Source organism: Leifsonia sp. NPDC058230 (assembly GCF_042882245.1).
GTDB lineage: Bacteria > Actinomycetota > Actinomycetes > Actinomycetales > Microbacteriaceae > Leifsonia.
On record NZ_JBHVWM010000002.1, the window covers coordinates 557120 to 578213 of the forward strand.

The window sequence follows — 21094 nt, forward strand, 5'->3', positions numbered from 1 at the left end:
CTAGGTGAGGAGCTTGGCTTTGGCGGCGGAGAACTCGTCGTCGGAGAGGATCCCCTGCGAGTGCAGGCTCGCGAGCTGCTGGAGCTGCGCCATCATGTCGTCCCCACCTGCCGGGGCTGCGGGTGCCGGCGGGGCCGCCTGCTGAGCGTACGCGGCCTGCTGAGCAGCAGCCTGCTGGGCAGCGGCATCGATCTGAGCCTGCTGCTGCTGTTGTTCATACGCCTCCGCCTCGGCGGCCTGTTGTGCCTTGGCGTCCTGCCGCCCCCGGATGCCCCCGGACACAGCGGTGGCTGTTCCGGCCACGACCGCAGTGGTAGCGGCCGCACGGAGGAGACCTCCGCGACCCATTCGTCGACCAAGCATGTTGTTCTCCTTCGGTCTCGCGCGTCGTCACTCGGCGGTGGCGGCGACCAGCTCGTTGACGACCGGTGCGGGGATCCGCTCGGTCTGAAGCACCTGGCCGCCGGCGCGGTACAGTGCCGCGGCGAATTCCCGAGCCCAGACGTGCTCGATCACGAGCAGGGCGGCGGAGGTGCCCGGCTGCACGGCGTCGGCGAGATCGTCGACGTCCTCTTCGCCGGCGAGCCCGAGTTCGACGACCTCGATCCCGGTCAGCCCGAACCGGTCGGCGACCTCGTCCAGCTCGAGAACGGTCAGATCGCCGTCGTCGGCACGTGACACGAACAGGAGGTCGAGAAGCCTCACTGTGTCAGCCTGAACGAGTTTGAGGATCTCATCCACGACTTCCGGGCCAGGACGTTCACCGGTGAATCCGATCAGGAACAACTCGACCGGCCCGTATTCGATATCAGCCACGATCATCCTCTCTCTGGTCTTCGCACTGGCACGACGCTAACGCTCGGCTCAGGCGCCCGACATCACCCGGTTCGGATGATGTACGCACGCGGGCGCGTCCTTACCGTTGGCCCATGACTGCAGGGTTCCCACGCGCGACGACGATCCTGGTGGCGCTGGCAGCTGCGACCGTGACCGCGATCGGCATGAGCGGGATCCGCGGGATCCTGGCGCCGACCCTGCTGACCCTCGTGCTGACGATCTGCGCCAACCCGGTGCGCACCGGGCTCCTGAAGAGAGGGGTCCCCGGCGGTCTCGCCACCGGCTCCGTCATCCTCGTCGTCTTCGGCCTGCTCGCCGGGTTCACCTACACCATCCTGATCGCCTTCGCGCAGTTCGTGACCATGCTTCCGAGCTACTCCGCCCAGTTCGCTGAGATCGGCGCGAACATCAGCTCCTGGCTGCAGAGCCTGGGCATCGGGGAGAAGCAGATCCAAGAGGTCGTCAGCAGCATCGACCCGCACAACATCGCGGCACTCGTCACCGGAGCGCTCGGCAGCGTCGCGAGCATCACCGGGGCACTGGTCATCGTGCTCACGATGATGATCCTGATGGCCGCCGACGCCGTCTACGCCCGCACGGTGCTCGGACAGCTCAGCGAACACAAGCCCGAACTCGTCGACGCGATCCGCAACTATGCGTCGAACGTCCGCCGCTACATGGTCGTCACCACCGTGCTCGGCGTCGCACAGGGCGCCCTGAACGCGCTCGCCCTCTACCTCCTCCAGGTACCCGCCGCGCTCCTCTGGGGGCTGCTCGCGTTCCTCTGCAGCTTCATCCCGAACATCGGCTACTTCTTCGCCCTCATCCCACCCCTGTTCTTCGGCTTCCTCGTCGGCGGCTGGCCCACCGCGATCGCCGTCGTCATCATCTACGGCATCATCAACGCCATCGTCCAGTCGATCATCCAGCCCCGCGTCGTCGGACACGCCGTCTCCCTGAGCCAGACCATCACCTTCTTCTCCGTCCTGTTCTGGGCGGTGATCATCGGCCCCATCGGCGCCATCCTCGCCATCCCCCTCACCCTGCTCGGCAAGGCGTTCCTCATCGACGCCAACCCGGACGCCCACTGGTGGCGACCCGCCCTCGGACCGACCGACGAGACCAGAGACCTCGCAAAAGCGCAGGTCGCAGCAGCCAAGGCCGACCGGCGCGAGCACCACGCCTCGCACAAGCCTCCGCCTACTTCTCAGCCTCCCGCGGAGTGACCGGGTTCACCGAGATCAACTCGATGTTGAGGCCGCCGAGCACCTCGAGGAGGCCGTGCAGCCGAGCCTGATCCTGTATCGGTCCGACCAGGTGGGTCCGTCCCCGGTCCACGCGCGTGACCTCGAAACCGGCGAACGCCGCAGCGACCGGAGGGCTCAACGTTCCCTTGATCACGATCTCGAACGACTCGCTGGTCATCCGTAAACGATCCCACCAGGACTCGGCTGCCGGATCATCCGCACCGGGTGATAAGGCGCGATTTTCTGGAGAACGGCAATTCCTGGCGCTGGCGCGTCGGGGCTGCCACACTGGGCTCGGAAGAGCCCCGACATGATCAGCGGACACGGAGTACCCACTCAGGTCGTCGACCGGCCGGCGCTTCGAGAGCAACTGGACGGTCTGCTCACGCAACCGGTGGCGATTCTCGTAGCGCCGGCCGGCGCCGGCAAGACGGTGCTGCTCGCGCAGTGGGCGGAACACCATCCCGAATTGGCGTTCGTGTGGATAGACATCGTCGGGTACGACGACTATCCGGCCAACCTCGCCGGCAGGCTGGTCGCCGGCCTCGCCGAGCTGAGGCCGGAACTGGCAGACCTCACTCGGCTGGTCAGTGCGGAGCAGGGTGGCTTCGGGCCGCTCTTCCTCGACGCTCTGATCGGATGGATGCGAGAGCTGCCCCCCACCGTCATCGTCCTCGACGATCTCCACCGGCTCAAGAACCGCACCATCCTCGGCGACCTCGTCTGGCTGGTGGATCGGCTGCCCGACCACATTCATCTCGCGATCGCTTCGCGCGTCGACCTTCCCCTGCGCTGGGCACGCCATCGGCTGCGCGACGACGTCACCGAGATCCGCGGAAACGATCTCGCCTTCGACATCGAGGAGTCGACCCGTCTGCTCGAGAACATCTCACTTCGCTCTCTCACCGAAGAGAGTGTCCGCATCCTCGTCGACCGCACAGAGGGGTGGGCGACAGGCCTTCAACTGGCGGCGCTGACGCTGAAGGGCCGAGACGACGCAGACTCCTTCGTCGAGCAGTTCGGTGGGACAGACCGGCTGGTGGCCGACTATCTCGGGGAAGAGGTGCTGAACGGGCGAGCTCCAGCCCTACGGATGCGGATGCTGCTCGCCTCTGCTGCGGACGAGATGAGCAGCGAACTGCTGGCCGCGATGGTGGGCGAGAACCACATGGCGGACTTCCTGGAGACGCTGGAGCGGGAGTCGCTCTTCCTCGTGCCCCTCGACTCACGTCGTGAGTGGTTCCGCTTCCATCAGCTGTTCCGCGACCTCCTGCGGTACCACCTCCGCGCGGAGGCGCCGGAGGCCGAGCGTCTACTGCTCACTCACGCAGCGAAGTGGTACCACGAGCGCGGCGACGTCAACAAAGCTGTCGAGTACCTCCTGCGGGCGAAGGACTGGGATGCCGCCCTCGACCTCATCCGCAGCCGCGGCGCCGAGGTCTACGAGCGCAGCGAGATGCACACCGTCATCGGCTGGGTCACGGAGCTCCCGCAATCGGCGCTGCCCGATCGCCTCGACGTCACCCTCCTGCTCGGTGTCCTCCACGCCCTCGAAGGACAGCTGGTCGTCGCCGAGGACGTGCTGAGGCGCGTGCTCATCCATCCGGATGCCTCGGACGGCCAGCGGATGGTCGCCCAGACGATTCTCGCCGCCCGCGCCCAGTGGAGCCCGCATCCTGAGAGCTCCGCTGAGATCGCCGCGCGGGCGATCTCGCTCCTCGAAGCTCACCCCGACGCTTCTCCGCCGGACGTCCTGGGAATCACCGATCGCTCATCGCTCACGACCCTGGCGCTTCTGTCGGGGGGACGCTCGCTTTTTCTCAGCGGCGACCTCGCCGAATCGCGCCGCTGGCTCGAGAGGGCGCTCCGCTCCGACGGCGCGAGTTTCTCGCCGTGGCGGGTCGGAGCGCTCGGATCCCTGGCACTGCTCGAAGCCTGGTGCGGCAGAACACGCGTGGCGGAGGAACTCGGCAGCGAGGCGCTCGACCTGTCGGAACAGGCCGAGCTGACCACGCATTCCGTCGTCGCCGACGCTCATCTCGCACTGGCGCTGGTCGCCGAAGAGCGCGCCGAGCCCGAGCGCGCATCTTGGTCGCTGCGCGAGGGAGTGGCCCGAGCCGCGGGGAACGGACGCACCCAGCTGCTGTGGGTCGGGCACCTCATTCAGGTACAGGTGCGCGAGACCGACGGTGACGGCGGGATACTTCCCACTCCCCCACCCGGTGGTCCGCCTCCTGCTGTCGTGCGAGACCGTCTCAACGCGGTCGCCAATCGCGCGCGACGTCTGGAGGGACACTCGCCGGCGACGGCGACCGTCGAGACCGATACGCAGGACGACGCTCCCTCGATGCTGTTCGAGCTGGTCGCGACCGCGCTCACCCACGGTCGACTGGACCGTGCTCATGCGCTTCTGGAGTCCGCGCCGGTCGCGTCTGCCGAGGACACGCCACTGGTCCTCGTAGAGCGACTCATCCTGCAGGCCTGGCTCGCAGACGCGGAAGGCCATGTCGGCATCGCCGAGAGCCACCTCCTCGCCGCGGTGACCCACGCTGAGCAGCACGACCTCGTCAGCGTGTTCCTGCGCGCCGGGCCAGCCGTGATCGCTCGGCTTCAGGAGCTGCCCGGACCCAGATCGGGCTTCCTCGAGCGCATCCTCGACCGTGCCCGGGCCGCGCTGGGTGCGCTGCCCACCGCTGCCCTGCCCGAGCCCCTCACCCAGCGCGAGCTCGAGATCCTCTCCCACCTGCCCAGCCGGGCGACCAACGTCGAGCTCGCCGAGCGCTTCTATGTCTCGGTCAATACGGTCAAGACGCACATCGTCCACATCTACCGAAAGCTCGACGCACCGAACCGGAGCGAGGCGATCCGACGCGCTCGGGAACTCGGACTGCTCCCGTAGCGGCGAGCGCACATCATCCCAACAGGATGATGCCGGCCATTGCGCGCGAGCGCTAGCTTCGGGCTGACGCACCTGCGAGCCTCGACGGTCACGAAAGGTCAAGCCAAAATGAGCAGAGTTGAAGTGACGGGGTGGGTCGGCTGGGCCCGATTCGCCGCCGTGATGCTTATCGTCAACGGGATCTTCGGCATCTTCCAGGGATTCGTCGCGCTTCTGGCGCCCGACCCGTATTTCGTGGTCGCCAGAGGCAGCCTGTTCTTGTTCGATGTGAGCGGCTGGGGGTGGTGGACGCTCATCATCGGTGCACTGCTGATCCTCATCGGAATCGCGTTGCTCCTGGGCGCGACCTGGGCGCGAGTGGTCGCGATCATCCTGGTCATCATCGGCGCGGTCGGGCAGTTGCTGCTCCTTCCGGCACAGCCGTGGTGGTCGTCGATCACGATCGGCGTCGACATCCTGATCATCTACGCGCTCACCGTCCACGGACGCGAGCTGCGCGCCGACGTCTGAGGCCGGCCGGCCGCCGCTATTCGTCCCTGACGGGAACACGCACGTCGGCGCCGCCCTCACGGGTGAGCCGCGTGCCTATCCTGACCATGGTCGGCGCGGGCACGAACCCGCCCGCGAACAGGGCCTCGCCCTGACGGAAGCCGGGCGAGCGCGCGAGCATGGCAGCCGGCACGAACCCGAAGATCGTCGCCAACTCGTCGAGGTCGAGCGGCGAGGTCATCTTCATCAGTGCGATGTTGTCGCACTGCGAGATGATGCTCGAATGGATGCGCGACGGCCGCTGCGTCGAGAGCAGCAGCCACAGCCCGAACTTGCGCCCCTCCGCCGCGATCTGCACGATCCTCTCGCGCACCGCCACGTGCAGCGGGCTGTTCTGCTCGGGCGCGCACAGGTTGTGCGCTTCGTCGATCACGATCAGGATGGGCCGCCGCTGCTCCCGCTTGGCCCACAGATCGTCGAGCACGGCCATCGCGACGACGAGGGACTCATCCGGGTCGGCGAATCCTCCGAGGTCGAGAACGGTGGCATCCGGTCGCGTGTCGACGATGTCGGTGACCGCGCGAAGCTCTCCGGCCCACACCCGCCAATCGGTGACCCTCAGGTTCTCGATGCGAGCAGCCAGCGCTTGTGCGGCCGGTGTCCCGCGCTCGAGGAGCCGCGGCACGATCGCCTCCGGCCCGAGCGTGCCCAACGTCTCCTCCAGATGGACGAGCTCGTTGAACTCGGCTCGATCATCGAGCGCGTCGAGATGCAGCACCGCCCCTTTGGCGGCCATGGGCAGATCGACGAACCGAACCCGCAGCGAGTCGGGGTCGGGCGACGACGGTCGCAGGATGCGGATGTCGCGGTTCGCGATCGCGCCGGCCGCATCCGACTCGCCGGCGCCCGCAGCGATCTCCCGCAGCCGTACGAAGTCGGCGTTCGGGTCGAAGATCACCATCGGCAGTGCGGTATGGATGAGCAACTGCTCGAGCACGACGCCGAGTGCATACGTCTTGCCCGACCCGCTTTGCCCGACCCAGAACGTGTGCCTGTTGAAGCGGTGCGGAAGCAGCCGTGCGGGGATCTCGGCGGAGGCGAGGTACGAGCCGATCTCGAGAGTCGCACCGGAGCTCTCGTGGATGGCCTCCACTGTCGCCCCGTCCGCATCCGTCATCGCCGCGACCGCGAACGCGTATGAGTGGCGGCTGTCGAATCCCGCCTCGTCGGAGACGACACCGAGGATCCGCCCTGACCCGCGCAATGCGCCTTCGAACGAGAAGTCGACCTCATCCACCTGTCCGACCTGCACGACACCGCCCGGTCCGTGGAGCAGGACGATCTCGCCGGGCTCCGTCGATTCCGCCAACCCGGCGAACTGGAAAAGCCGTCCGTCGAGTGATGCCGCGGTGAGACCCTCGCTCGAAATGCCGTCGATGTCCGTCAAGGTCCGCCCCTCTCGCCGCAGCACGTGGCCGACAGCCGCAGATGGCCATCAGCGCCAGAGTAACGCCGTGCACCTCGGTGAGGGATCACCCTTTCCGAATGATGCGTCGCATCCGGTTTCCGACTGCAATTAGCGTCATGACCGACCGGACCACCCGCACGTGAGCGCGGACCTCACCACTCTCATCGGCGCCATCCTCCTGCTCGCCGACCTCGCGATCCGGATCACCGCCCTCATCATCGTGCCCCGGGAGCGAAAGCCGACAGCCGCGATGGCCTGGCTCCTGGCGATCTTCCTGATCCCCTTCGTCGGCATCATCCTCTTCCTGCTGATCGGCAACTCCACCCTCCCGAAAGCCCGCCGCGAGAAGCAGCGCGTCATCGACCGGATGATCGCCGAGCGCACCCGGGAGCTCCCGCCTCTTCCCGAGGCGGCCGCGTGGCCGGACTGGTTCTCCGCGCTCGTCAGGCAGAACCAAACACTCGGAGCGCTTCCGGCCTTGGGCGGCAACTCCGCGACGCTCATCGGCGACTACCAGGCGTCGATCGACGCGATGACCGCGGCGATCGACACGGCCAGGCGATTCGTGCACGTCGAGTTCTACATCGTGTCGTTCGACGCCACCACGAGCGGCTTCTTCGCCTCGCTCGAACGCGCGGTCCAGCGCGGAGTGCGCGTGCGGCTCCTCGCGGATTTCGTGGCATCGCGGCGGGTCGCCGACCACGACGCGACCTTCGCGGAACTCGACCGCATCGGGGTCACGTGGAGTTACATGCTGCCGGTGCATCCGCTCAAGGGCCAGTATCAGCGACCCGACCTGCGCAATCACCGCAAGCTCGTCGTCGTGGACGGCCTGGTCGGCTTCATGGGCTCGCAGAACCTCATCGACCGGAGCTACAACTCGCCCAAGAACCTGAAGCGGGGGCTGCAGTGGCAGGAGCTCATGGCCCGCACCACCGGGCCGGTCGTGACGGCGATCAACACGGTCTTCCTGTCCGACTGGTACATCGAGACCGACGAGATGCTCGAGAACGAGGAGAATCTGCGCGCCGGCGCTGTGCCCGCCGATGCGTCACCGGATGCCCTGGTCTGCCAGGTCGTGCCGAGCGGTCCGGGCTACGACGGCGAGAACAACCTGCGCCTCTTCCTCACCCTGGTCACCTCGGCGCAGCGGAAGGTGATCATCACGAGCCCCTACTTCGTGCCGGATGAGGCGATGATGTACGCGATCACCTCGGCGTGCCAGCGCGGACTCGACGTGCAGCTGTTCGTCTCCGAGATCGGAGACCAGGGGTCGGTCTGGCACGCCCAGCGGTCGTACTACGGCGACCTGCTGCGTGCCGGCGTGGAGATCTGGCTCTACCCGGCCCCGTACATCCTGCACTCGAAGCACCTGTCGATCGACGAGGATGTCGCCGTCATCGGATCGAGCAACATGGACATCCGGTCCTTCGCGCTGAACGCCGAGGGATCGCTGCTCGTGCGAGGTGCCTCGTTCGTCGCGCAGATGCGCGCGGTGGAACAGGGCTATCGCGACGCGGGGCGTCAGCTCACCCTCGCCGAGTGGGACAAGGAGCCGGCCTCCGCCACGTTCCTCGACGGTGTGGCGCGGCTCACCTCAGCCCTGCAATAGCTCCGCCACTCACCCGAACGTGAAGCAATAGGCCTCGACACCGGCGTCGAGAAACTCGATCTCGAACAATCGGTCGGCGATCGGCTCCGACTGGCGGAGCAGCTGATAGGTGTTCTGGTCCGTGACGATTCCTCGGCCGTCGGACTCGACATCGCTCCCGTGGGCATCGCCGACCGGCTGGCCATCGAGGGAGACCCGAAACGGAATGGAGACCGCCGCGTCGGCGCCGCCCATGACGAGGTTGACGTCGCGGGCGTGGAACCGGAAAGCGATCCGCCCGCCGGGCTCGTTCAGCACTGCGGCGTGCCGGGCGACTGTCCAGGTACCCGAGAGATCCCACGCGTTGAGAGGCAACCGGGGTTCTGCGGCATAGACGTGCGGTCGGTCGAACTCCGCGGTTCCTTCCGACGCGAATCCGCTGCTCTGCTCGTACCCGAGATACGTCTCCGGGGACCGCAAAGTCTGCCAGTCGGCGGCGACTTCGAGTCCGTGCGGCTCGACCGTCACCAGCTCCAGATCGAGGTCGCGCTCCCCGGCGTCGACGAGAAGCTGCTGGATCACCATCTCGGTCTGGGCGTACTCTCCCTCGCCGAAGTGGTGGTGCCTGATCCGCCCCTCGGCGTCTGCGATGTAGATCGCCGGCCAGTAGTGGTTCGCGAAGTCGTCCCACACCCCGTAATCGTTGTCGACAGCAACCGGGTACTCGACGCCGAGCTTCAGCGACTCTGCGATCACGTTGTCGAGGGTGTGCTCGAAGCCGAACTCCGGTGTGTGCACGCCGACCACGGTGAGGCCGGCCGATTCGTACTTCTCCGACCAGGCCCGCACATACGGGAGTGTCCGCAGCCAGTTGACGCAGGTGTAGGTCCAGAAGTCGACGAGGACGACACGACCCCGAAGCGCCTCGCGCGTCAGCGGCTCGGAGTTGAGCCACCCGGTCGCCCGGTCGAACGAGGCGAGGCGCCCCTCGTCCGGGAGCACGCGGTCGTCGCCCGCCAGCCGGTGGGCGATCGAACGGAAGAGGCCCGTGGGGGCGCTCGCATCGGAGGCCGTCATCGCAGGGTCCTGAAGGCGGCGCGCAACTCGGAGACGAACAGGCCCGGCTCCTGCCAGGCCGCGAAGTGGTTGCCCTCGCCGACTTCGTTGAAGTAGATGAGGTTGGGGTAGGCCTTCTCGGTCCAGCTCCGCGGCGCCTGATAGAGCTCGTTCGGGAAGACCGTCACGGCGGCGGGGACGGTGACGCCCTTGGTGTCGAAGAATCCGAGGGTGTTCTCCCAGTACAGGCGACCCGACGAGACGCCGGTGTTCGTCACCCAGGTCATGGTGATGTTGTCGAGGACCTCGTCGCGGGTGAGGTTGCCGACGGGCCGTCCGGCAAAGGCCTCTGCGATATCCGCGTAGCTGCGGGCATCGTGGTCGAGCATCCAGGAGGCGAGGGCGATGGGCGAATCGGCGAGCCCGTACAGCGTCTGCGGGCGCAAGCCCATCTCGAGCGCGTAGCCGATGCCTTTCGTGAAGAGGAAGGCGAGCTGGTCGTACGCGCGTTGCTCCTCGGCCGAGAGACCGGTCGGCGCCGGGTAGCCGGTCCCGAACACATTGGATGTGAGTGTCTTCGAGACGTCCGGGGCGACCGTGCCCGGCATGTTCGAGTGGATGCCGAGCAATTCCGGCGGCGCCTTGGAGCCGATGACATCGGTGATCTGGGCACCCCAGTCGCCGCCCTGGGCGACGTAGCGGGAGTAACCCAGACGCTTCATGAGGGCGATCCAGGCGTCCGCGATGTGGATGGGGTCCCAGCCGGTCTCCGACGGTTTTCCCGAATATGCGTATCCGGGCATGGACGGAATCACTACGTCGAACGCGTCCGCCGCGTCGCCTCCGTGCGCCGTCGGGTCGGTGAGCGGGCCGATGACGTTCAGCATCTCGATGACCGACCCCGGCCACCCGTGCGTGATGATCATCGGCAGCGCGTTCTCGTGCGGCGATCTGACGTGGATGAAGTGGATGTCGAGCCCGTCGAGCTCGGTGAGGAACTGCGGGACCGCATTCAGCTTGGTCTCGAACCTCCGGAAGTCGTATTCGGCGCCCCAATACCGCGCCAACTCCACCATCGTGCCCAGCTGAACCCCCTGTGATTGGTCATCGACGGTCTCCCTCTCAGGCCATCGCGTCGCCTGGATTCGTCGGCGGAGTTCGTCGATCTCTCCCTGCGGCACGTCGACCCGGAACGGACGGATGCTCGAATCCGACATCACAACCTCCTGTTTGTTCGTGAGTGGTCCTGCTCGCCGGTCAGAAGCCGTCGACGTCGACGATCGCCTGGACGAACGCTTCCGGAGCTTCCTGCGGAAGGTTGTGTCCGACTCCGCCTTCGACGGTGCGGTGCTCGTAGGCGCCGGAGAATTTCTTGGCGTAGGCGGTGGGTTCCGGATGCGGTGCGCCATTGGCATCGCCCTCGAGCGTGATCGTCGGCACGCCGATGACCGGACCCTCGGCGAGCCGTCTCTCCAGATCGTCGTATTCGGGTTCGCCCTCGGCCAGCCCGAGCCGCCAGCGATAGTTGTGGATCACGACGGCGACGTGATCCGGGTTGTCCAGAGCAGCGGCGGTGCGCTCGAAGGTGGCATCGTCGAACGTCCACGTCGGCGATGCGATCTGCCAGATGAGCTTCGCGAAATCGTGTCGGTACTGCTCGTAGCCGGCGCGACCGCGCTCGGTCGCGAAGTAGTACTGGTACCACCATTGGAGCTCGGCGGCGGGTGGCAGCGGGTGACGGCCGGCCTCCTGGCTGCCGATCAGGTAGCCGCTCACCGAGACGAGCCCGCGGCAGCGCTCCGGCCAGAGCGCTGCGACGATGTCGGCCGTGCGCGCCCCCCAGTCGAAGCCGGCGACGACCGCCTGATCGAGGTGGAGGGCATCCATCAGCGAGACGGCGTCGACGGCGACCACCGACTGCTGTCCGTTCCGAACCGTGTCGTCAGCGAGGAAGCGCGTCGTCCCGAAGCCGCGCAGGTACGGGACGATCGTCCGGTAGCCCCGCTCCGCGAGCATCCGGGAGACGTCGGCGTAGCTGTGGATGTCGTACGGCCAGCCGTGAAGGAGTAGCACAGCCGGTCCGGCGGCCGGTCCCGATTCGGCGTAGCCGACATCCAGGAGGCCAGCGCGGACCTGTTTCAGCGTGCCGAACGGCGAACTGGGGTGAGTCGTTGCGGCCATCGGTGGCGTTCCCTGTTGCGAAGGGTGTCGGCTGAAGGGAGGGGTGCTGTGTGCCGGAGAGAGGCGAAGCCCGTGACCGGTCGGCGTTCGTGCGAAACTTTACGCCCGCGTCGCGGAAGGAGACAAGTCCTCGGGCGCGATGGTGACCCACGGCCTCGGGGGCGGCGTCGGGAACCGAGTCAGGTGGCTCTAGCTGGATGCTGCTGCTGCGTGGTGTGATCGACCCAGCGCGAACGCGCCCAACCACGACGAAGGAGACGGCGATGACTTCCAGCAACGAAACCGGCGGTGCCGGCGACACCACTCCGCACCACGAGACGCCGACGTTCGGCAATCCCGACCTCCCCCCGGAGGGCTTGGTGAATGCGGCCGGCGATGCAGCGAGCACCACGATGACCGGTCCGCAGAACCCAGCACTGGAGGCTCTGTTCCCGAATCAGATGAACGCACCGGCGACCGACATCAGCACGCAGCCGTTCTTCTGGTCGTCGTTCAACATCTCGCCGCGTCGGGTGCAGCGTGGAGGCTGGGCGCGCGAGCTGACGCAGTCCGACTTCGCGATCTCCGACGAGATCGCGGGCGTCAACATGTACCTCGAGGCCGGAGGCATCCGGGAGCTCCACTGGCACCAGACCGCGGAGTGGTCGCTGATGACACGGGGCGGGTGCCGGGTGACCACGCTGAGCCGTGAGGGGCTGCCGAGCGTCGAGGACGTTTTCGAGGGCGACCTGTGGTTCTTTCCCGCAGGTCTGCCGCACTCGCTGCAGGGACTCGGCCCGGATGGCGCCGAGTTCGTGCTCGCGTTCGACGACGGCGGTCAGTCGGAGAGCAACACGCTGCTGCTGACGGACTGGTTCACACACACGCCCCCGGATGTGCTGGCCAAGAACTTCGGCGTCGCCCAGGAGGCCTTCTCCGACATCCCGCTGCACAACCTCTGGATCTTCCCCGGCGACGTGCCGGGCGACCTCGAGGCGGACCAGCTCTCCGCCGGCGTTCAGTGGGGCGGCACCGAACCGGTGATCTTCCGGCTCTCCCAGTCCAAGCCGGTCCACGAGAACAGCGGCGGGAGCATCCGGATCGCCGACAGCACCAATTTCCCCGCGGCGAAGACCGTTGCTGCCGCCCTCAACATCGTCGAACCGGGCGCAATGCGCGAACTGCACTGGCATCCGAACGCCGACGAATGGCAGTACTACCTCAAAGGGTCGGCGCGCATGACCGTCTTCAACACCGGACCGCACGCGAACACGACCGACTTCCACGCCGGCGACGTCGGACTGGTGCGCCGCAACCTCGGGCACTACGTCGAGAACACCGGGGACGAGCAGCTCATCTACATCGAGACGTTCCGCAGCGACCACTACGAAGAGGTCTCCCTCGCGAACTGGCTCGCCCACCTCCCCCCGAAGCTCGTCAGTGCCCACCTGAACATCCCGGAGGAGGTGCTCGCCACGTTCCCACGGGAGACCCAGGGCATCACCCCGATCCGGTGAGCGACGAGCTCGTCGGCCTCAGAAGTCGGTACCCGTGCTGAGTTCTGCCCACCTGTCCGCGTCTGCGAGCTGCTGGGTGAGCGCATCCCGGAAGCCGTTGAGCGCGTCCGATCCCAGTGTCACCAGCTGCGGGGGGTCGGCGGACTCGACCAGAACGATGATCGCTTTCGCCGCTTTGCGCGGATCTCCGGGCTGGGTGCCGTCGACCGTGTCGTTCTCGATCCGCCTCTTTCCGGCCGTCTCCGCGTAGTCGCCGATCGCCGCGGCCGACTGCGTCAGGGAACGACCGGCGAAATCGGTGCGGAAACCACCGGGCTCGATGGCGATGACCGCGATACCGAGAGGCGCGACCTCCTTTCGCAGGGAGCCGGAGATCCCCTCCAGTGCGGACTTCGTCGCCGCGTAGAAGCCGGAGCCCGCGGGCATCCATCTCGCTGCGATCGACGAGATGTTCACGATGACCCCGCTGCGCCGGGCGCGCATGCCCGGCAGCACTCGCTGCATCAACGAGACCGGGCCGAACACATTGGTGTCGAAGAGTCGCTCGACATCGCCCAGGTCGGCCTCTTCGACCGCCGACCTGAAGCCGTAGCCTGCATTGTTGACGAGCACGTCGACACCACCGAAACGATCGTTCGCCGCCTGGACTGCATCGGCGATGGCCCGCTCATCCGTGACATCCAGTGCGATTCCGATCGCCGTCTCCGGGAACCGCGCGACCAAGGCCGAGATCGACTCCGCATCGCGCGCGGTCACCACGACGCTGTGACCCTGGGTCAACGCCTCCTCGGCCAGCGCACGGCCGAGACCCGTCGAACATCCTGTAATCAGCCATCTGCTCATAGCGGCACCTTTCTCACATCACGCCACGTCATGTCACGTCCACGGGAAACGCTACGCGTCGGGATGCGGAGGAGACAGGCGCGAATCACTCCGTTCGGGTGATGCGGCCGCGTTCGCGCGCGCCGTAGCTTCATCCCAACGCGGATGTGATGGACACTCTGCGAAGGAACGGAGCTGTCATGACCATCTGGGACTTTTTCGTCTGGTTCTTCTGGTTCTACATCGTGATCGCCTGCATCTCGATCTTCATCCGGGTCATCATCGACGTGTTCCGCGACCCGGAGCTCAACGGCTGGATGAAGGCCCTGTGGGTCCTCTTCCTCGTGTTCCTCCCCTTCCTCGCAGCATTCATCTACCTGATCGCACGCGGGAACAGCATGGCCCAGCGAAGCGCCATGGGATCGCGACGGGCCGAGGCCGAGAACGCGGACTACATCCGCTCGGTCGCCGGTTCGGGGAACTCCGCCGCCAACGAGATCGAGTCGGGCAAGAAGCTGCTCGACAGCGGCGCGATCACTCCCGCCGAGTTCGACGCCCTCAAGGCCAAAGCGTTGCAGGGCACCGCCTAGAGGAAGTGGGTTCGGCGGTGTGCACCGAAACCGGCTTCACCGTGAGACCAGGTGGTAGCGGATGAGTGCGCCGCACGACGCGCCCCAGACCGTGGCGTTCAACGGGAGGCTCGCCCTCCTGCTGGCGATGGCGATGTTCGTGCTCGTGGTCGACACCTCGATCATGAACGTCTCCATCTCCGCTGTGGTGAAGGACATCGACGCGGCCGTCAGCGACGTGCAGTCGGCGATCGCTCTCGAGGCTCTGGTCTCGGCAGCGTTCATTCTCATCGGCAGCAAAGTCGGCGACCTCATCGGGCGCAAGCGCGCGTACGTGTTCGGACTGATCGGCTACGCCATCGGCGCCATCGCCATGACGCTGGCCCAGTCCATCGTGCCGATCATCATCTTCTGGGCGGTGATCGGGGGGCTCGGCGCTTCGCTTCTCCTTCCCGCCATGCAGTCCCTGATCCACGGGAACTTCGAGGGGGCGTACCGGCAGCGGGTCTACGCGCTCGTCGGCGCGTCTGCGGCGATCGCCGCCGCGGTCGGGCCCCTGGTCGGCGGCGTCATCACGACGTTCCTCTCGTGGCGCGTCGCCTTTCTGCTCGAGGCGGTGATCATCGCCATCGTCCTCTCGGGCATCCGGCTCGTTCACGACGTCCCGTACACCGGGGACCGGCACGTCGACGTCGTGGGGTCGATCCTGTCCGTCGTGGGAATGGGCGGAATCGTCCTCGGCATCCTCGTCTGGCAGGAGGGCGGTGAATGGGTCGGCCTGCTCCTGATCGTCGGTGCTCTCGCACTCGTCGGGCTCGCCTTCTGGCTCATCCGTCGAAAGCGGCACAAGAAGGCGACGCTGCTGGATCCCGAGCTCTTCCGGCTGAAGACGTTCCGATTCGGGGTCTCGCAGCAGATGCTCCAGCAGATCACACTCGGCGGCACCATGATCGTGCTGCCGCTGTACCTCCAGATGGTGCTCGAATACAACGCCCTCCTGGCCGGACTGTCGATCGCTCCCCTCTCGCTCACGATGTTCGGAGTCGCGCTGCTCGCCGGCAAACGCGTCGGCAGACGCCGCCCGGCCGTGCTGATCCTCTGGGGATTCGCCCTCCTCACCGTGGGACTGGTGATCCTCATCCCGATCGTGCCGCGCGCGGACTCCGGCTGGTGGCTCTTCGTCCCCCTGGTCATCTCCGGATGCGGACTGGGTCTGCTGGTGTCCCAGCTGAACAACTACACGCTGTCCCCGATCTCAGACGAACGCGTCAGCGAGGCCGCCGGTGTGAACTCCGCCGCGGGTTCGTTCGGGCTGTCGTTCGGGCTCGCCTTCGCCGGCGCCATCATGCTCGCCGCGCTCGCGCCCATCTTCACCAGCATGGCGAACTCGAGCACTGTGCTCCCGGCCGCCGAGCAGCAGCAGGTCGCACAGGCCCTCGACGAGGACGCTCAGATCTTGAGCAACACCCAACTCGACCAGCAACTCGAAGGCCAACCCCAGAAGATCCAGGACGAGATCATCCGCATCAATACGGATGCACGCCCCATCGCCCTGCAGATCGCGCTTCTGATCCCCATCCTCGCGGGCCTCGTCGGCCTGGTCCTGTCCATCCGGATGCTGCGCATCCCCGATCCGAAACCCGCGGGCGAAGGAGCAGGAACCGTCCTGGGGTAGGGATCGTTCCGCCGTGTGAGAGGAAGAGGTTTCACCATGAGCCAGTCCGTTCCGATCTCGCGGCTTCTTCGCCACCCCGTTGCGAACTCGGAGTCGCTCGAATCGTCTGCCCTCCTCATCGGCGCCGGCGTCTTCGTCGTGGCAGGGATCGTGGGCACGCTCGTCTTCTGGAACCAGTCCGCTCCGATCGCCGGGCCGGGCTCGGTCGGACAGTTCGTGGCCATCGGCGGAGGAATCGTGGCCGTTGTCGTGCTCGTCGCGGCGAGGATCCTGGTCACCGCATCCTCGACCTCGCCGCCGAACCCTCTCGACGCGACCGGCGTCAGGATGCACTGGTTCGACATCGCCGCGCTCGCCCTCGCATACGGCGTCATCGCCCTGCTGGGCTGGACGGCGATCGCCGATGTGGTGAGCAAGAGCTTCATCGGCGCTGTCGTGTACACGTTCTCGGCGTCCATCCTCGGCGGCGTCGCGATCGCTTTGACCGCCTACGCGGTCTTCTTGTCGGCGGTCTCGCTCACACCGATCATGCTGTCCTACATCCTGGCTGCGTTCCTCGCGGTCGGCACGTTCGCGAGCATGCTGAGCGCCTCCGATCCGCTCTGGTGGAAGGAGAACCTGAGCACGCTGGGCATCTCCGACGACTTCTCGGCGCGCGCGTTCAACATCACGCTCATCATCGCCGGTGTCATCGTGACGACGATCGCCCACTACGCCACCGCCACGATTCCGGCGAGCACTCCCAAAGAGATCCGCGGGCGCACGCTGGTGCGAACCGCCCTGATCGTCATGGGCATCCTGCTCGCCTGCGTGGGGCTCTTTCCCCTCGACGAGAATTTCGGCCTGCACAATGTGTCGGCGAGCGGGATGGCCGCCATCTTCGTCGCGATGGTGATCGGATTGCGCGGGCTCGTCCCGGCGATGCCCCGGGTCTTCATCCTGCTCGGCTACGTCTTCGTCGGTGTCATCGTCGTGCTGGCCGTGTTCTACATCACGGGCTACTACACCCTCACTGCGGTCGAACTGGTGGCGTTCCTCCTCATCTTCAGCTGGCTCATCGTCTTCCTCCGCAATACCGACGCCATGCGGGGTGGGAACGCCGCCTGACGGCGTTAGCCCCGGAGGCCGACGATGATGGTGGGGTGCCCCGTCTGCTCCTCGAGCTTCTGCCGCTCGCCCTGACCGTCGCCTTCACCCTGCTGCCCATCATCGGCACGCTCATCGTGCTTCTCAGCTCGGGACGCGCATCCCGCGGCTGGCTGATCACGGCCGGATACGCCATGGGACTCGCGCTCACCGCGACGGCGGCGACCATCGGCCTGGTTCGCGCGGATCTCCCCGCGCTCACGGGCGCCGGCTACGTCGAGTTGGCCGCCGGCGCCGCGCTCGTTGTCGTCGGGGTGGTCCGCTACCTGCGGCGGAGGGCGAGCCCGACCCATCCCGCGAACCAGTCGGCCCTGGCTCGCCGCCTGGAACACCTCTCGGGCGGAGGCGCGGCCGCGTTCGGATTCCAGTTCGCGTTCCATCCCGAGAATCTCGTTCTCGTCGCCGCTGCGAGCACACGGATCGTGGCGGCGGAGCTCACCCCGGCGGAAACGGTCGTGGTGATCGCTCTGTTCTGCGCGGTGGCGGTCTCGACCGTCGCCGTCCCGACGTTGCTGTTCGCGACGGCGGGCACCCGGGTCCGTTCCCGGCTCGCGGCGACGCGCGACTGGCTCCTTCGCAATTCGTCGATCATCACGGTCGCGGTCCTCGTGCTGGTCGGCGTCGTCCTCATCGTGATCGGGGTGTATCAGCTGGCGCGCGACGCGGGCTGATCCGCCTCGGGAACAAACCGGCATCGATCACGGTTGACTGACGTGTCAATTACTTTTCGACATGTCAAGGTGAGGTCCACATGGTCAACGATCGGCTGACGGAGCACGAGCTCACGGTCTGGCGGTCCCTGCTCGACACCACGACCGAGCTGCGGAGGCTCCTGGCCGCGCAGCTCCAGGAAGTGGAGCTGTCGCCCGGGGACTACTCGGTGCTGCTCGCGCTGACGGAGGCGTCGGAGCGCACGCTCCGCTCCTCGGAGCTCGCCGACGCCATCGACTGGGAACGCAGCCGGCTCTCGCACCAGCTCGGGCGGATGGAACGCCGCGGCCTCGTGCGCCGCGACGAGTGCCCCGGCGACAACCGCGGAGCCCTCATCGTGCTGACCGACGACGGTGCCGGTGCGCTGCGTCGCGCCGCCGGTCCCCACCTCCGAGCGGTCAAGCACTACTTCGCCGATGCACTGAACACGGATCAGGTCGAGAACCTGGGCGACGTGCTCGGCAGCATCCGGACCCACCTCGACGAACTCACCACCACCACTTCTGGAGGAAACTCATGACCGGCATGGAGGTCGGCCGCCCACGCATCGCGATTCTCGGTGTGGGACACGTGGGGTCCGCGCTCGCGCGCACGATGCTCGACGCCAGCTACGAGGTCGCGGTCGCCGCATCCGGAGACCCGAAGAAGATCGAGCTGATCGCGTCGGTGCTCATGCCCGGTGCGCGTGCACACTGGGCGAAGGACGCCGTCGCCGACGCAGACATCGTCGTGCTCGCGATCCCGCTTCACCGGTTCTCGTCCTTGGACCACCGGATGTTCGACGGCAAGATCGTCATCGACACGATGAACTACTGGGCGCCGACGGATGGGGTGCAAGCGCTCTTCGAGGACACTCCCCTCAGCAGCAGCGAGGTCGTGCAGGGCGCACTCGCCGGCGCGACCGTCGTCAAGACCTTCAACCACATCGGGTACCACGAGATGGAGGAGGAGCGTCGCCCGGCCGGCTCCCCCGACCGGCGTGCGCTCGGTGTCGCGTCGGACGACCCGCAGGTCGCCGCGCTGGTCGGAGAACTGGTCGACGCGATCGGATACGAGCCCATCGTGCTCGACGGTCTGGCCGAGGGCAACGCCTTCGAGCCGGGCGGCCCGGTGTTCGGTGCGCGGCTGACCGCGCCCGAGTTCGAGCGCGCCGTGACGGTGGACGCCGTCGCCTGACCCAGGAAGAACCACAAATGAACACCGCAGCAGACCTCACGCCGGCCGAACGGCCGTTCCCTCTGACCTTCGGACTCGACACCTTCGGTGACGTGACCGCGGACGCCGGCGGGCGACCGATCTCGCACGCTCAGACCATCCGCAACCTCGTTGAGCACGGCGTCGCTGCCGAGAGGGCCGGCATCGACTCGTTCAACATCGGCGAACACCACACGCCAGACATGCCGTTGTCGGCCGCCGACCTCGTGCTGGCGGCGATCGCAGCGCGCACCGAACGCATCCGGCTCGGCTCGGCCGTCACCGTGCTGAGCTCCGACGACCCGGTGCGGGTGTTCCAGCGCTACTCCACCCTGAACGCGATCTCCGACGGCCGCGCAGAGGTCATCCTGGGCCGCGGCTCGAGCATCGACTCGTTCCCGCTGTTCGGTTTCGACCTCGCCGACTATGAGGACCTCTTCGAGGAGAAGACCAACCTGTTCGCCCAGCTCCTCGAGGGTGGACCAGTCACCTGGGAGGGTCGCACCAGAAGCGCCCTGCACTCGCAGGACGTGGTGCCCCACCTCGACGCGGACCTGCACACGTGGATCGGCGTGGGCGGGAGCCCCGAGTCGGTCATCCGCGCCGCCCGCTACGGCTTCTCCCTCATGCTCGCGATCATCGGCGGACCCGTGGCCCGGTTCGCGCCGTACTCCGACCTCTTCCATCAGGCGCTCGAACAGTTCGGCCACACGCCGAAGCCGATCGGGCTGCACTCGCCGGGACACGTGGCCGCGACCGACGAGCAGGCGCGTGATGAGTTCTGGCCGCGCTACCTCGAAATCATCCGCAACGTGAGCAAGACCCGTGGCTTCGCGGTTCCGACCGAGGCGTCGTTCCTTCGCGAGATCTCCCCGGAGGGCGCCCTCTACGTCGGCTCCCCCGAAACGGTCGCGGCCAAGATCGCGGCGAACATGACGACGGTGGGAGCCAACCGCTTCGACCTGAAGTACGCGATGGGCGGGCTGGCCGACGACGCACTGCTGACCAACATCCACCTCTACGGAAAAGAGGTCGTTCCGCGGGTGCGCGAGCTGCTGGGGTGACACTCTGAGCCTCGCGGACGCACGGACATCAGAAGCCCACGCAGTTCTCATACGGCATGTCGGTTGCACCTGATTGCATCTTCGTATGACCGACACAACCGAAACATCCGAGCCAAGGCCGGCCGCCGCCCAACGGACTCGGTCGTTGGTTCTCAACCGCCACGACCGTGACGCGGTTCAACGCAGCGCGATCGCACATTTGTACAACGACCTCCAGGACATGGACCGGAGAATCGCGACGTTCTTGGCGGCTGCCCCAACCGTTCAGCGTCAGGTGCTCCGCGAACTCGAATACCGGAATGAGATCCGTCAGCCCGGGAACAGTTCTCCGGCGTTGACCGGGCTCATCACTGCGGTCGGGACAATCGTCACGCTCGTTGTCGGCTTCTACCTGGCAATCTTCAACGGATGGTTTGGCATGCTCACTGTCTTGACCGACCCGACAACAGGGAAGATTCATGGCGTCACTGAGGCGCAATCGAACAGCTTCATCGGAAGCGTGTTACCCAATGCCCTACTTTTCTGCGGCCTTCTCATCGGGATCGGATATCTCGCGGTACGGTTCGCCCGCTCACGAGACCGAGCTCGTGCCACAAGTCAGGTCTGGCATCGGGCCTTCGAAGATGCAACGACTCGGCACTAGTTCCCG

General features: G+C 66.7%; 21 protein-coding genes. 13 read left to right on the forward strand and 8 right to left on the reverse strand.

Going from position 1 to position 21094, the window contains the following annotated elements:
* Both ACFVV0_RS08265 and ACFVV0_RS08270 read right to left on the reverse strand, forming a co-directional pair.
* Positions 1-348, reverse strand: a complete 348-nt coding sequence (locus ACFVV0_RS08265; protein WP_387061780.1) for an SHOCT domain-containing protein — start codon at positions 346-348, stop codon at positions 1-3.
* A gap of 42 nt (positions 349-390) precedes the next feature.
* Positions 391-816, reverse strand: a complete 426-nt coding sequence (locus ACFVV0_RS08270) for a DUF6325 family protein (RefSeq protein ID WP_387060905.1) — start codon at positions 814-816, stop codon at positions 391-393.
* A gap of 113 nt (positions 817-929) precedes the next feature.
* Between ACFVV0_RS08270 and ACFVV0_RS08275 the strand changes: the two genes are divergently transcribed.
* Positions 930-2063 carry an AI-2E family transporter gene (locus ACFVV0_RS08275; RefSeq protein WP_387060908.1) on the forward strand — a complete coding sequence of 378 codons (1134 nt, stop codon included), beginning with the start codon at positions 930-932 and terminating at the stop codon, positions 2061-2063.
* Here ACFVV0_RS08275 and ACFVV0_RS08280 read toward each other — a convergent pair.
* On the reverse strand, positions 2038-2262 hold the full coding sequence (locus ACFVV0_RS08280) for a hypothetical protein (RefSeq protein ID WP_387060911.1): 225 nt from the start codon (positions 2260-2262) through the stop codon (positions 2038-2040). The two genes, ACFVV0_RS08275 and ACFVV0_RS08280, sit on opposite strands and share 26 nt — an antisense overlap.
* A 132-nt stretch (positions 2263-2394) precedes the next feature.
* On the opposite strand from ACFVV0_RS08280, the gene ACFVV0_RS08285 reads away from it, so the two are divergent.
* Both ACFVV0_RS08285 and ACFVV0_RS08290 read left to right on the forward strand, forming a co-directional pair.
* The gene (locus ACFVV0_RS08285) at positions 2395-4983 is read left to right on the forward strand and encodes a LuxR C-terminal-related transcriptional regulator (protein ID WP_387060913.1); all 2589 of its coding nucleotides are present in this window, start codon (positions 2395-2397) and stop codon (positions 4981-4983) included.
* 108 nt (positions 4984-5091) lie between these two features.
* The gene (locus tag ACFVV0_RS08290; RefSeq protein WP_387060916.1) at positions 5092-5493 is read left to right on the forward strand and encodes a hypothetical protein; all 402 of its coding nucleotides are present in this window, start codon (positions 5092-5094) and stop codon (positions 5491-5493) included.
* A 16-nt stretch (positions 5494-5509) separates the two neighbouring features.
* On the opposite strand, the gene ACFVV0_RS08295 is transcribed toward ACFVV0_RS08290, so the two are convergent.
* Positions 5510-6919, reverse strand: a complete 1410-nt coding sequence (locus ACFVV0_RS08295; RefSeq protein ID WP_387060918.1) for an ATP-binding protein — start codon at positions 6917-6919, stop codon at positions 5510-5512.
* Between the two features lie 160 nt (positions 6920-7079).
* Here ACFVV0_RS08295 and cls point away from each other — a divergent pair, with 160 nt between their 5' ends.
* Positions 7080-8552, forward strand: coding sequence for a cardiolipin synthase (gene cls / locus ACFVV0_RS08300; RefSeq protein ID WP_387060921.1), 1473 nt, complete (start codon positions 7080-7082; stop codon positions 8550-8552).
* A gap of 9 nt (positions 8553-8561) precedes the next feature.
* On the opposite strand, the gene ACFVV0_RS08305 is transcribed toward cls, so the two are convergent.
* The 3 genes from ACFVV0_RS08305 to ACFVV0_RS08315 are packed head-to-tail and all read right to left on the reverse strand — an operon-like array spanning position 8562 to position 11768.
* Positions 8562-9608 carry a thioredoxin gene (locus ACFVV0_RS08305; RefSeq protein ID WP_387060923.1) on the reverse strand — a complete coding sequence of 349 codons (1047 nt, stop codon included), beginning with the start codon at positions 9606-9608 and terminating at the stop codon, positions 8562-8564.
* Positions 9605-10804: an epoxide hydrolase family protein gene (locus tag ACFVV0_RS08310; protein ID WP_387060926.1), complete on the reverse strand. Its 1200-nt coding sequence runs from the start codon at positions 10802-10804 to the stop codon at positions 9605-9607. The genes ACFVV0_RS08305 and ACFVV0_RS08310 overlap by 4 nt, the downstream gene beginning before the upstream one ends.
* 40 nt (positions 10805-10844) lie before the next feature.
* Complete coding sequence (locus tag ACFVV0_RS08315; RefSeq protein ID WP_387060928.1) at positions 10845-11768, reverse strand: alpha/beta fold hydrolase; 924 nt, start codon at positions 11766-11768, stop codon at positions 10845-10847.
* A gap of 263 nt (positions 11769-12031) precedes the next feature.
* Between ACFVV0_RS08315 and ACFVV0_RS08320 the strand changes: the two genes are divergently transcribed.
* Positions 12032-13264 carry a cupin domain-containing protein gene (locus tag ACFVV0_RS08320; protein ID WP_387060931.1) on the forward strand — a complete coding sequence of 411 codons (1233 nt, stop codon included), beginning with the start codon at positions 12032-12034 and terminating at the stop codon, positions 13262-13264.
* A gap of 18 nt (positions 13265-13282) precedes the next feature.
* Here the strand turns inward: ACFVV0_RS08320 and ACFVV0_RS08325 are convergent, their stop codons facing one another.
* Positions 13283-14107: an oxidoreductase gene (locus tag ACFVV0_RS08325; protein ID WP_387060933.1), complete on the reverse strand. Its 825-nt coding sequence runs from the start codon at positions 14105-14107 to the stop codon at positions 13283-13285.
* A 179-nt stretch (positions 14108-14286) separates the two neighbouring features.
* On the opposite strand from ACFVV0_RS08325, the gene ACFVV0_RS08330 reads away from it, so the two are divergent.
* The 8 genes from ACFVV0_RS08330 (at position 14287) to ACFVV0_RS08365 (ending at position 21088) form a co-directional block, all read left to right on the forward strand.
* Positions 14287-14676, forward strand: coding sequence for an SHOCT domain-containing protein (locus ACFVV0_RS08330; protein WP_387060936.1), 390 nt, complete (start codon positions 14287-14289; stop codon positions 14674-14676).
* A gap of 61 nt (positions 14677-14737) precedes the next feature.
* Positions 14738-16330: an MFS transporter gene (locus ACFVV0_RS08335; protein ID WP_387060939.1), complete on the forward strand. Its 1593-nt coding sequence runs from the start codon at positions 14738-14740 to the stop codon at positions 16328-16330.
* A gap of 36 nt (positions 16331-16366) precedes the next feature.
* Positions 16367-17437 (forward strand): DUF998 domain-containing protein, encoded by a 1071-nt coding sequence (locus tag ACFVV0_RS08340; protein ID WP_387060942.1) that lies wholly within the window; start codon positions 16367-16369, stop codon positions 17435-17437.
* A gap of 35 nt (positions 17438-17472) precedes the next feature.
* The gene (locus ACFVV0_RS08345) at positions 17473-18147 is read left to right on the forward strand and encodes a GAP family protein (protein ID WP_387060945.1); all 675 of its coding nucleotides are present in this window, start codon (positions 17473-17475) and stop codon (positions 18145-18147) included.
* Positions 18148-18227: 80 nt separating this feature from the next.
* Positions 18228-18707, forward strand: a complete 480-nt coding sequence (locus tag ACFVV0_RS08350) for a MarR family winged helix-turn-helix transcriptional regulator (RefSeq protein ID WP_387060948.1) — start codon at positions 18228-18230, stop codon at positions 18705-18707.
* A complete protein-coding gene (locus ACFVV0_RS08355; RefSeq protein ID WP_387060951.1) occupies positions 18704-19363 on the forward strand; it encodes an NADPH-dependent F420 reductase in 660 nt (219 codons plus the stop codon). The genes ACFVV0_RS08350 and ACFVV0_RS08355 overlap by 4 nt, the downstream gene beginning before the upstream one ends.
* Positions 19364-19380: 17 nt before the next feature.
* Positions 19381-20445, forward strand: coding sequence for an LLM class flavin-dependent oxidoreductase (locus ACFVV0_RS08360; protein WP_387060953.1), 1065 nt, complete (start codon positions 19381-19383; stop codon positions 20443-20445).
* A gap of 85 nt (positions 20446-20530) precedes the next feature.
* Positions 20531-21088 (forward strand): hypothetical protein, encoded by a 558-nt coding sequence (locus tag ACFVV0_RS08365; RefSeq protein WP_387060956.1) that lies wholly within the window; start codon positions 20531-20533, stop codon positions 21086-21088.
* The last annotated feature ends 6 nt before the right edge of the window (positions 21089-21094 follow it).

Bases quoted from the DNA above. Each gene is read 5' to 3' on its own strand.
- ACFVV0_RS08305 (WP_387060923.1), bottom strand. From the start codon at position 9,608: ATGACGGCCTCCGATGCGAGCGCCCCCACGGGCCTCTTCCGTTCGATC.
- ACFVV0_RS08310 (WP_387060926.1), bottom strand. From the start codon at position 10,804: ATGTCGGATTCGAGCATCCGTCCGTTCCGGGTCGACGTGCCGCAGGGA.
- ACFVV0_RS08280 (WP_387060911.1), bottom strand. From the start codon at position 2,262: ATGACCAGCGAGTCGTTCGAGATCGTGATCAAGGGAACGTTGAGCCCT.
- ACFVV0_RS08320 (WP_387060931.1), top strand. From the start codon at position 12,032: ATGACTTCCAGCAACGAAACCGGCGGTGCCGGCGACACCACTCCGCAC.
- ACFVV0_RS08265 (WP_387061780.1), bottom strand. From the start codon at position 348: ATGGGTCGCGGAGGTCTCCTCCGTGCGGCCGCTACCACTGCGGTCGTG.
- ACFVV0_RS08355 (WP_387060951.1), top strand. From the start codon at position 18,704: ATGACCGGCATGGAGGTCGGCCGCCCACGCATCGCGATTCTCGGTGTG.
- ACFVV0_RS08275 (WP_387060908.1), top strand. From the start codon at position 930: ATGACTGCAGGGTTCCCACGCGCGACGACGATCCTGGTGGCGCTGGCA.
- ACFVV0_RS08325 (WP_387060933.1), bottom strand. From the start codon at position 14,107: ATGAGCAGATGGCTGATTACAGGATGTTCGACGGGTCTCGGCCGTGCG.
- ACFVV0_RS08290 (WP_387060916.1), top strand. From the start codon at position 5,092: ATGAGCAGAGTTGAAGTGACGGGGTGGGTCGGCTGGGCCCGATTCGCC.
- ACFVV0_RS08330 (WP_387060936.1), top strand. From the start codon at position 14,287: ATGACCATCTGGGACTTTTTCGTCTGGTTCTTCTGGTTCTACATCGTG.
- ACFVV0_RS08335 (WP_387060939.1), top strand. From the start codon at position 14,738: ATGAGTGCGCCGCACGACGCGCCCCAGACCGTGGCGTTCAACGGGAGG.
- ACFVV0_RS08285 (WP_387060913.1), top strand. From the start codon at position 2,395: ATGATCAGCGGACACGGAGTACCCACTCAGGTCGTCGACCGGCCGGCG.
- ACFVV0_RS08365 (WP_387060956.1), top strand. From the start codon at position 20,531: ATGACCGACACAACCGAAACATCCGAGCCAAGGCCGGCCGCCGCCCAA.
- ACFVV0_RS08315 (WP_387060928.1), bottom strand. From the start codon at position 11,768: ATGGCCGCAACGACTCACCCCAGTTCGCCGTTCGGCACGCTGAAACAG.
- ACFVV0_RS08350 (WP_387060948.1), top strand. From the start codon at position 18,228: ATGGTCAACGATCGGCTGACGGAGCACGAGCTCACGGTCTGGCGGTCC.
- ACFVV0_RS08340 (WP_387060942.1), top strand. From the start codon at position 16,367: ATGAGCCAGTCCGTTCCGATCTCGCGGCTTCTTCGCCACCCCGTTGCG.
- ACFVV0_RS08360 (WP_387060953.1), top strand. From the start codon at position 19,381: ATGAACACCGCAGCAGACCTCACGCCGGCCGAACGGCCGTTCCCTCTG.